Consider the following 8,963-nt stretch of genomic DNA (forward strand, 5'->3'; position numbering starts at 1 on the left):
GCCGAGCGACTGCGGGCCGGGCGGACGGCGACGGCCTGGCGCCGGGCGTCGGCCGCGTTGCGGCCCGCCGCACGGCAGCGCGGCTGAAGACCCGTCAGAAAACGGTGCGGGGCCGGGACATGATGTCCCGGCCCCGCACCGAAGGCGAAGAGGAAAAGAGAGGGCTCAGTGGCCCTGCTCGTCACGACGGCGCTGCCACCGCTGCTCGATGCGGTCCATCACCCCACGACGCTGCCGGACCTGCCCGCGGCCCATCGCGCCCGCCGGGCCGGCACCGCCCTGCGGCGCCCCGGCCCTGGGCGCCTTGCGCCAGCCGGTGACGGCCAGAGCCGCGCAGCCCAGCATGATCAGGAAGCCCACGACGCTGATCCAGTACTGCCCCGGAATCATGACTCCGGTCATCAGGAGCGCGATGCCCACCAGAAATCCGGCGACCGCCTGGTAGACCCGTCGCCGGGTGTACGTGCGCAGGCCGCTGCCCTCGAGCGCTGTCGCGAACTTGGGATCTTCGGCGTACAGCGCTCGCTCCATCTGCTCGAGCATGCGCTGCTCGTGCTCCGAGAGCGGCACGGAGTCCTCCTACTCGTCGGTCGCGGGGGGCGACCGGGGTGCGAACCCTTTCAGGATAGGCAGGGAATCGCCCCCGTGAAACCCGCCCCTCTGCGCCAATCCGCCCACCGATGTCCGTGTGGCGACCGGTGGTGTCGAGACGTACATTCCCGCTCCGCCGATACGCCATGCCGGGCGGTGTCCCCCGATCATACGGGGCGAAGCGGCTGATCGGGTGGCCTGTGACCTACAGCGCGCGATCAGCCACGTTCGGCCAAGACGTGCAGTTGGGTGGCCACCGAGTGGAAGGCCGGCAGCTCGGCCGCGGCGGCTTCCAGCTTCAGCAGCGCGTCCATGGCCCCGGGCTCGGCGTCGAGCAGCACTCCGGGCACCAGATCGGCGAAGACGCGCACCCCGTGCACGGCGCCCACCTCCAGGCCGGCGGCCGTGACCAGCGCGGAGAGCTGGTCGGCGGTGAACCGGCGCGGGACCGGGTCGCCGGTGCCCCAGTGCCCCTCGGGGTCGGTGAGCACCTGGCGGGCCTCGTTGAAGTGACCGGCGAGGGCGCGGGCGAGGACGGCGCCGCCCTGGCCCGCGGCGAGCAGGCTGAGCGTGCCGGAGGGGCGGAGCGCCTCGATGACGTTGCGGACGCCCTCGGCGGGGTCGTCCACGTACTCCAGCACGCCGTGGCACAGGACCGCGTCGTAGGAGCCGCGCTCGACGACGTCGAACAGGCCGTGGGCGTCGCCCTGGACGCCGCGCACCCGGTCGGCGACGCCGGCCTCGGCGGCCCGGCGCTCCAGCGCGAACAGGGCGTTCGGGCTGGGGTCGACGACGGTGACGCGGTGGCCGAGGCGGGCGACGGGCACCGCGAAGTTGCCGGAGCCGCCACCGGTGTCGAGGACCTCCAGCACGCCCGCGGTCTCCGGCCCGGCGGCCTTGACCCGGCGGTCGAGGGCGTCCCGCAGGACCTCCCAGACCACGGCGGTACGGAGGGACGCCCGGGGGCGCAGCGGGTCTGACACGGCGGGTGGCTCCTCGACGGGTGGCGACGATACGGCCGGACGGCCGGGCCCGGCTGTCCGGGCTGCCCCAGCCTAATGGGCTGCGTCCGGCTCCTTATGACACGGCGGGTCCGGGGGGTGGGGTGGGGTTGCCGCGGTCCGGTGGCTGGTGCGGGTGGGGTGGGTTCCTTTTCCCCTACCCGCCCCTTCCCGAACCGGGGCTCCGCCCCGGACCCGGGCCCTCAAACGCCGGGCGGGCTATGGGTGACCGCGGCCAGGGCTCCTCCCCGGACCCCGGGCCCTCAAACGCCGGGCAGGCTATGGGTGACCGCAGCCAGGGCTGTGGGTGGCCCTCGGACGCCGGGCGGGCCGAGGCCCGGCTCTCACCCCGCCTCGCGGAAACCCGGCCTCCGGCTCAGCATGCGTTCGGCCAAGCCGTGGAACACCGCCGCGTCGCGGAGCAGATCATCCGCTTCGCGGGCGTTCGCGGCGGTGGTGATGCCCGCTTCCGCGCGGGCTCGGCGGGGGGCGCCGGAGGCGAAGAGGGCGCTCCATTCGGTGAGTTCGGGCGCGACCTCCGGCAGTACCTCCCACGCGCTGCGGATCCGGCGGCGGCGCCGCTCCGTGGTCTCGGGACGGCCGTGGACGGCGAGGACCGCCGCCGCGGTGCGCAGCGCCGCGAGGTGTGCGGTGGCGTACCGCTCGTGCGGGGCTTCGAGGGTGGCCGCCTCCGTCAGGCCCCGGCGGGCCTGAGCGAGCAGATCGAGGGCTGCGGGCGGAACCGCTGCCCGGCGCGACGGGGGCACTTCCCCTGCCCGTGGGGCCATGGGGGACGGACGGACGTCGCTCACGCTACCGGCCATGACGAACCTCCTTCGTCGGGGGCGGCCCATCGCGCGCGGGCGGAGCCGCCGTCTGGTACCCATCGTGGGGCACACCACTGACAATCGGCTCCGACCTGCGCGAATGCCCCCGCCCGGCAGGGAGTTCGGCATCCGCGCCGCCCAGCGCGCGGCGGCAGGGAGAATCACCCCATGGACAGCAGCAGTACGCGCCGCCGGAACACCCGGCGGAAGCTCTTCGAAGCCGCGGTCACCCTCATCGCCGAACAGGGCTTCTCCTCCACCACCGTGGACGAGATCGCCGAACGGGCCGGAGTCGCCAAGGGCACGGTCTACTACAACTTCGCGAGCAAGACCGTTCTCTTCGAGGAGTTGCTGCGGCACGGCATAGAGCTGCTGACCGACTCCCTGCGCGGGGCCGCCGACAGGACGGCCGAGCGCGGCGGCGGCCGGGTCGACGCCCTGGACGCGATGATCCGGGCCGGGCTGGAGTTCGTCGCCCTCCACCCCTCGCTGACCCAGCTGTACGTGGCCGAGCTGTGGCGGACCGGCCGGGCCTGGCAGCCGACGCTGACGCAGGTGCGGCAGCGGGCGATGACGGTGATCGAGTCCGTCCTGCGGGAGGCCGTCGAGGCGGGCGAGCTGAGCGCGGACCTCGACGTTCCGCTGACGGCGTCCGCGCTGTTCGGGATGGTCCTGGTCGCGGCGCTGGACTGGCAGTCGTTCCAGCCGGAGCGCTCCGTCGACGAGGTGCACGCGGCCCTGTCGCGGCTGTTGCAGGGGCGGGTGAGCGGCGGCGTGCACCAGCCGTAGCGCTCGTGGAGGCGCTGTTCCGGCGCCGGCCGATCCCCCTCGGCCGACACCGGAACGGCGTTCCCCCGTGTTCCCCCGGGGCTCCCCGTTCCCGCGGAGCCCCCGTGCTCCCCCGGTCACGGTCGAGGCCGGTCCGTTCCGCCGCCCCGTGTCGGCGGTGCCGGGCCCGTGCCCCTTCCGTGGGCACCACTCTTCCTTGCCGGGGCGCGCGGCCCATCCGCGCGGCTACTCATCTCCGTCCCTGAGTACGCGTACTCACGAGTGGGCGTTCAGCCCCAGCGCGCGCGTGCGGATACAGTCGCTCCCATGGCACGAATTGCGGTGATCGGCGCCGGGATGGGCGCGATGGCGGCCGCCGCCCGGCTGGCCGTCGCGGGCCACCGGGTGACGGTGTACGAACGGGCGGCGACGCACGGCGGCGGCGTCGGACGGCTGGCACGGGACGGCTTCGCCTTCGACACGGGGCCGGGGCTGCTGCACCTGCCCGCGGTCTACCGCGACCTGTTCGTCAAGACCGGCAAGGAGTCGCTGGAGAAGAACGTCGAGCTCGTCCAGGTCGACCCGGCGAGCGGCCATCTCTTCGCGGACGGCACCGCGGTGTCCCTGCCCAACGCCTCCCGGGCCGGGGTGATCGAGGCCCTGGACGCGGCGGTCGGCGCGGGCGCGGGCGAGCGCTGGAGCGAGCTGGTCAACCGGGCGCGCGAGGTCTGGGACGCGACCCGGCGACCGCTGCTGGAGGAGCCGTTGCGGGACGGGCCCGCCGCCCGCGAGGCGCTGGGGCGCGACCCGTATCCGGCGATGCGCGGACGCGGGCTGTTCCGGCGGAGCACCCCGCCGACCCTCGCGTCCGTCGGAAAGCGCGAGTTGAAGGACCCCCGGCTGGTCGCGCTGCTGGAGAGCCACGCCCTGGCGTACGGACTCGACCCCCGGCGCACACCCGCGAGCGCGACGGTGCTGCCGTACATGGAGCAGACCTTCGGCAGTTGGTACGTGCGCGGCGGTATGCGGGGCCTCGCCGACGCGCTGCACGCGCGGTGCGTGGCGCGCCGGGTGGAGTTCCGCTTCGGCGCGGAGGTGGTGGGCCTGATCGAGAAGGACGGGCGCACCGCCGGTGTGGAGCTGGCCGGCGGCGAGCCGGCCGAGGCCGACATGGTGGTCGCCGGTGTCTCCCCCGGGCGGCTGGCCGCGATCGCGCCGGGTGCGGGCGAGGGCCCCGGGTCGGCCGTGCCGCCCGGCAGGTTCACCGTCTTCCTGGCGTTGCGCGGGGACCGGCCCGAGGGCGTCGCGCACCGGACGGTGGTGCACTCCCCCGACCGCGAGGCGGAGTTGGAGGCGGTCTTCGGCGAGGGTGACCCGCGGGCCCACCGTCCGACGGTGACCGTGCTGCGCCCCGACGACCCGGCCACGCGCCCGGACGGCGCGCACGAGGCCGTGACGCTCACGGCGACGGTCGCGCCGCAGGGCCGGGCCGACTGGCGGGACGGGGCGGCGGCCGCCGCCTTCGCCGAGCGGATGACCGACGCCGCGGCGGCCGCGGTCCCGGGGCTGCGGGAGCGGCTGCTGTGGCGCGAGTTCCGTACGCCGGCCGACACGGAGGCGGCGACCGGCGCCGAGGGCGGTGGCGTGCCCGCGCCCGTCCTGGCGGGTGCGGGCGGCGCGTTCCTGCGCCCGGGGAATGCCACGGGCGTGCCCGGTCTGTACCTCGCGGGTGGTTTCGCCCACCCCGGCGGCGGACTGGCGCACGCCGGGATGTCGGGGGCGATGGTCGCCGGCCTGATCGTGGACGGGGCCGGCTGGCGCGGCTCGCAGTGAGCGTCCGGTCAGCCCCGTCCGTCGGCGGGGTCAGTAGCGGTACTGCTGCTCGTCGTAGCCCGGCGTCTGTTGCGGGTAGGGCTGCTGCTGGGGGTTGGGCGGGGGCGGGTTCTCGCCGTCGCGCTGCTGCGGGACCCATACGCCGCCGGGCGGGGTGTCCATGTCGTACGGCTGCGGCACGTAGGTGTTGTCGGCGGGGTAGGTGCCGGCGCCGTACGGCTGCTGGGGGTAGGGCTGGTACTGACCGAAGGCGTCGTACTGCTCGTAGGTCTGCGGGCGGCTGCCGATGTACGGGTCGGAGTACGCGGCGTACTGCTGCTGGCCGTAGTCGAATTGCCCCTCGGGGGCGGGTGTCGCGGCCGGGTAGGGCTGCTGGCCGCCATAAGTGTCGTAAGAGGTGAAACCGCCCGCGTTCGGGTCGGTGGCGGCCGTGCCGTAGCCGGCGTCGGCGTAGTCGCCGTACGGGCCGGCGGAGTTGGCGGCCCCGGCGGGGTCGACGGGAGCGTCGCCGGGCAGCGGCTCGGCGACGGGCCGCAGGGGGGCGTCGGGCACCAGCTCCGGGCCGTCCGCCGGGTCCGGGAGGGGCTCGAAGACAGCCGTGTCGTCGCTCTGCCGGGGAGGTTCGGGGAGCGGCGCGGACGGCCGCCCGCCCTTGCGGCGCCGCCCGGAGCGCGGCGCGGGCGCGTCGGCGGACGCGCCGGCGCCCTCCTTCCGGCGGAGCGCCCAGCCGGTGGAGAAACCGCGCCGGAAGGAGAGCGTCACATAGGTCTGGCCGACCGCGAACGCGATGGCGCCCACCGCGATGACGACGACGGACGGGATGACGACGCCCACGACCACGCCGAGGAAGCCCACGAAGGCGAGGAGCCGCCAGCGCAGTCGCGCCTTGTACTGCAGCAGCACCTCGCCCAGGAGCCAGAGCGCGACGACGCCGAACGCGATATAGAGGACCGTCCAGCCCATTTACGCCCCTCTCGTGCGGCCGCCTCCACGGACAGCCGTCAGGACCGCTGGTGCAGTCCCAGATTCTCGTAGATTTCCAGCGTCGCCGTGGAGTGGTTCAGGGTAATGAAGTGCAACCCGGGAATCTCCTCGGCCATCAATCGAGCGCACAGTTCCGTGGCGTACTCGATCCCGATCGAGCGTACAGCGGCCGGGTCGTTCTTGACCGCGAGGATCCGCTCCGCCAGCTCGGGCGGGAAGGCGGCATTGCTGAGCTGTGCGAATCGTTCGATCTGACGGACGTTGGTGACCGGCATGATCTCGGGGATGATCGGCGTCCCGCACCCCGCCGCCACGACCCGGTCGCGCAGTCGCAGATAGTCCTCGGGGTAGAAAAACATCTGGGTAATGGCGAAATCGGCGCCCGCGCGGCACTTGTCCACGAAATGCCGGACGTCGGTTTCCCAGTCGGTGGAACGCGGATGCATCTCGGGGAAGGCGGCGACACCGACGCAGAAATCGCCCGATTCCTTGATGAGCCGGACGAGATCGGCGGCGTAGGCGACGCCTTCGGGGTGGCGCACCCATTCGCCCATGGGGTCGCCGGGCGGGTCCCCGCGCAGGGCGAGCATGTTGCGGATGCCGACGTCGGCGTACTGGCCGATGATGTTGCGCAGTTCGGCCGTCGAGTGATTGACCGCGGTCAGGTGGGCGACGGGGGTGAGCGTGGTGTCGGTCGCCATGCGCTCGGTCACCCGCACGGTGCCCTCACGGGAGGAACCTCCGGCGCCGTAGGTCACGGAGACGAAGGTGGGGCCGACCGCCTCGATGCGGCGGATGGCGTTCCACAGGGTCCGTTCGCCCTTCTCGGACCTCGGGGCCGCGAACTCGAACGAATACGAGCGCTCGCCGGAAGCGAGCAGGTCACGCACGGTGCGGGCGTGGTCTGTCCTGGTGGAGGCTGTACCAAGGGCCATACCGGCAAGTTAACCAGCGCCCGGCCGGACCCCCCAAGACTTTCCTTCGATATGACCGATTCGCCGGAGTCCTGTCCACTTTCCGGACAGTCTGTTCATGCTCCGTTGACATTCCCCCGGTCGTCCCCCGGCGTTCCGCCGCTCGCGCGGGGCCTCCGGGAGCGGACGGCCACCGGGCGGCTACGCCTCGTAGGCCCGGACGCGCTTGGCGAGCGTCGCCGCGGCGTCGCCCGGGTCGTCGGCCTCGGTGATCGCACGGACCACGACCACCCGCCGGGCGCCGGCGTCGAGCACCTGGTCGAGGTTGCCCGCGTCGATGCCGCCGATCGCGAACCAGGGGCGTACGGGCTCCAGCGCGGCGGCGTAACGGACCAGGGACAGCCCCGGGGCGTGGCGGCCGGGCTTGGTCGGGGTGGGCCAGCAGGGGCCCGTGCAGAAATAGTCCACGCCGGGCTCGGCGACGGCGGCGTCGACCTCGGCCTCGGCATGGGTGGAACGGCCGATGAGCACGTCCTCGCCGAGGATCGCGCGGGCGGCCGGCACGGGCAGGTCGCCCTGCCCCAGGTGGAGGACGTCGGAGCCGATGGCGTGCGCGACGTCCGCGCGGTCGTTGACCGCGACGAGCCGGCCGTGCCGGCGGGCGGCGTCGGCCAGGACGGCGAGGTGCTCCAGCTCCTCCCCCGCCTCCATGCCCTTGTCGCGCAGCTGCACGATGTCCACACCGGCGGCGAGCACCGCGTCGAGGAACTCGGGCAGGTCGCCCTGGCGCCTGCGGGCGTCGGTGCACAGATACAGCCGGGCGTCGGCGAGCCGCTCGCGTGCGGTGACGGACATGGGTGTCTCCCCCCGGGTCGGCGGCGTACGGGCAGGGGGCGGCCCCCTGCCCGTACGCCGGACGGTGTTCTCTCGCGGTTCGCCGCGTCGTTCTCCTGCGCGGTCTCCCGCGGCTACCGCTCCTGTGCGGGGCTCAGACGGCCAGCGCCTGGGCGCGGCGCTTCACCTCCGTGCCGCGATTCTCGCGCAGGGCCTGCGCAGGGGTGCCCGGCAGGGTCGGGTCGGCCGTGAACAGCCACTCCAGCATCTCCTCGTCGCTGAAGCCGTCGTCCCGGAGCAGGGTCAAGGTGCCGGCCAAGCCCTTGACCACCTTGCCGTCGCCGACGAAGTCGGCGGGCACCATGAGCACTCGGTTCTCGCCACGGCGCACCGCGATCAGCTGGCCCTCCTTGACCAGCTGCCGGACGCGCGTCACCTCGACGCCGAGGTTTTCGGCGACGTCGGGGAGGTTGAGCCAGGCGGGGACGAGAGCATCGATCTTTGCGTCAATCTCGGTCACGGGACAAGCCTGCCATCTGGGACTGACAGTCGGTAGCCGGGTTGACCCGACCCGGCGTCAGCGAGTCGCCGACGGTCCTCCCGCCCCCTCCCGGCGGGCCGTCACACGACGGCCGATTTCAGCGGCAGCGACGCGTCCGCGGCCTTCGTCCGGTCCAGGCCCGCGCCGCGTTCGATGAGCTTGCGGCCCTGGGCCAGGTCCCGGGGCCGGCCGACGGCCAGCAGCGCGACGAGGACACCGTCGCGCAGCCAGCACACGGTCCAGGCGGCGCCGGTGGGGTCGCCGCGCCACAGCAGCTCGTCGGCGTCGTCGTGGTGGCCCGCGTACTGCACGAACCGGCCGAACTGCTCGGACCAGAAGTAGGGCACCGGGTCGTAGGCGGGGCCCGGGGCGGGTGCGAGCACGATGTTCTGCGCGACGGTCCGCGGCCCCTGGAGCGCGTTGTCCCAGTGGTGGACGAGCAGCCGCTCGCCGTACCGGGCGGACGGGAAGGACGCGCAGTCGCCGACGGCGTAGACGCCCGGCGCGGTGGTGCGCAGCCGCTCGTCGGCGGTCACCGAGCCGTCCGCCCCGAGCTCGACGGCCGAGCCGGCGAGCCACTCGGTGGCGGGCCGCGCGCCGATGCCCACGACGACCGCGCCGGCCGGCAGCCGGGTGCCGTCGGCCAGCACGACCGCGCCCGGTTCCACGG

General features: G+C 74.0%; 10 protein-coding genes. 2 read left to right on the top strand and 8 right to left on the bottom strand.

What is annotated here, in order from left to right:
• Positions 1-165: 165 nt before the first annotated feature.
• The 3 genes from J7E86_RS14225 to J7E86_RS14235 all read right to left on the bottom strand — a co-directional run bounded on the left by J7E86_RS14225 (position 166) and on the right by J7E86_RS14235 (position 2,416).
• Complete coding sequence (locus J7E86_RS14225) at positions 166-570, bottom strand: DUF3040 domain-containing protein (RefSeq protein WP_215082014.1); 405 nt, start codon at positions 568-570, stop codon at positions 166-168.
• A 239-nt stretch (positions 571-809) separates the two neighbouring features.
• Positions 810-1,574: a methyltransferase gene (locus tag J7E86_RS14230; protein ID WP_215082015.1), complete on the bottom strand. Its 765-nt coding sequence runs from the start codon at positions 1,572-1,574 to the stop codon at positions 810-812.
• Between the two features lie 362 nt (positions 1,575-1,936).
• Positions 1,937-2,416: an SAV_6107 family HEPN domain-containing protein gene (locus tag J7E86_RS14235; protein ID WP_215082016.1), complete on the bottom strand. Its 480-nt coding sequence runs from the start codon at positions 2,414-2,416 to the stop codon at positions 1,937-1,939.
• Positions 2,417-2,587: 171 nt separating this feature from the next.
• Between J7E86_RS14235 and J7E86_RS14240 the strand changes: the two genes are divergently transcribed.
• Together J7E86_RS14240 and J7E86_RS14245 are read left to right on the top strand one after the other, a co-directional pair.
• Positions 2,588-3,208: a TetR/AcrR family transcriptional regulator gene (locus J7E86_RS14240; protein WP_215082017.1), complete on the top strand. Its 621-nt coding sequence runs from the start codon at positions 2,588-2,590 to the stop codon at positions 3,206-3,208.
• 306 nt (positions 3,209-3,514) lie between these two features.
• Positions 3,515-5,020 carry an NAD(P)/FAD-dependent oxidoreductase gene (locus J7E86_RS14245; RefSeq protein ID WP_215082018.1) on the top strand — a complete coding sequence of 502 codons (1,506 nt, stop codon included), beginning with the start codon at positions 3,515-3,517 and terminating at the stop codon, positions 5,018-5,020.
• A 30-nt stretch (positions 5,021-5,050) separates the two neighbouring features.
• Here the strand turns inward: J7E86_RS14245 and J7E86_RS14250 are convergent, their stop codons facing one another.
• The 5 genes from J7E86_RS14250 to J7E86_RS14270 form a co-directional block, all read right to left on the bottom strand.
• Complete coding sequence (locus J7E86_RS14250; protein ID WP_215082019.1) at positions 5,051-5,983, bottom strand: hypothetical protein; 933 nt, start codon at positions 5,981-5,983, stop codon at positions 5,051-5,053.
• Between the two features lie 38 nt (positions 5,984-6,021).
• Positions 6,022-6,939, bottom strand: coding sequence for a methylenetetrahydrofolate reductase [NAD(P)H] (gene metF, locus J7E86_RS14255; protein ID WP_215082020.1), 918 nt, complete (start codon positions 6,937-6,939; stop codon positions 6,022-6,024).
• Positions 6,940-7,119: 180 nt separating this feature from the next.
• The gene (gene thiE, locus J7E86_RS14260; RefSeq protein WP_215082021.1) at positions 7,120-7,773 is read right to left on the bottom strand and encodes a thiamine phosphate synthase; all 654 of its coding nucleotides are present in this window, start codon (positions 7,771-7,773) and stop codon (positions 7,120-7,122) included.
• 133 nt (positions 7,774-7,906) lie between these two features.
• Positions 7,907-8,272: an Rv2175c family DNA-binding protein gene (locus J7E86_RS14265; RefSeq protein ID WP_215082022.1), complete on the bottom strand. Its 366-nt coding sequence runs from the start codon at positions 8,270-8,272 to the stop codon at positions 7,907-7,909.
• Positions 8,273-8,373: 101 nt separating this feature from the next.
• The coding region (locus J7E86_RS14270) for an oxidoreductase C-terminal domain-containing protein (RefSeq protein ID WP_215082023.1) at positions 8,374-8,963 on the bottom strand (590 nt) is incomplete at its 5' end.

Origin of the sequence: Streptomyces sp. ISL-11 (assembly GCF_018614525.1) — a bacterium.
In the GTDB taxonomy this organism is placed as follows: Bacteria; Actinomycetota; Actinomycetes; order Streptomycetales; family Streptomycetaceae; genus Streptomyces.